General features: G+C 62.3%; 2 protein-coding genes. Both read left to right on the plus strand.

Translation table 11 applies throughout. The features are described 5' to 3' along the window. Nucleotides 1-182 (plus strand): hypothetical protein (locus QME71_11165; protein MDI6858857.1); only part of this gene is annotated, 182 nt, incomplete at its 5' end. Further along, nucleotides 160-423 carry a type II toxin-antitoxin system RelE/ParE family toxin gene (locus QME71_11170; GenBank protein MDI6858858.1) on the plus strand — a complete coding sequence of 88 codons (264 nt, stop codon included), beginning with the start codon at nucleotides 160-162 and terminating at the stop codon, nucleotides 421-423. The genes QME71_11165 and QME71_11170, both read left to right, overlap by 23 nt. The last annotated feature ends 134 nt before the right edge of the window (nucleotides 424-557 follow it).

Here is a 557-nt window from a genome sequence, read left to right on the forward strand (position 1 = left end):
TCCGCAAGCGGACGTCGATGGCGGCGCTCATACGCTACGCCGTCGACAAGACGTTCGAGGACGAGCTCGACATCGCCGCGGCGGAGCGGGCGCTGGAAGAGGCGGCGCGGGATCCGTCGAGCACGATGAGCTGGGAAGAATACAAGGCGACGCGGGGCCTTGACGTACGAGCTGCAAGTTGAGCGAGCAGCCCGGCGCGCCCTTGATGTATTGCCGCCGCGAGAATATGAGCGCATCGAGCAAGCCATTGACGCGCTCGCCCACAACCCTCGTCCACGCAATGCACGGAAGATAAAAGGGGGAGTCATGCTCTGGCGACTGCGCGTCGGCAATTACCGCATCATCTATGGCGTTTTCGACCGCGAACGCTTGGTCAAAATCGTGCGTGTTGCACGCCGCAGAGAAGACACGTACCGCCTGTGATCCTCGCCCGCTCCCCTCGACTACAAACGACATCTGCCGGATACTGGCGACAGACCGCCTGCGGGAATCGCCATGACCGGTGAAGACATCCTCGAATCCATACTCGCCGCGAAGCGAGAGGACCTGCCCTTTCG

The organism is Dehalococcoidia bacterium (assembly GCA_030018455.1).
Taxonomy (GTDB): Bacteria; Chloroflexota; Dehalococcoidia; order DSTF01; family JALHUB01; genus JASEFU01.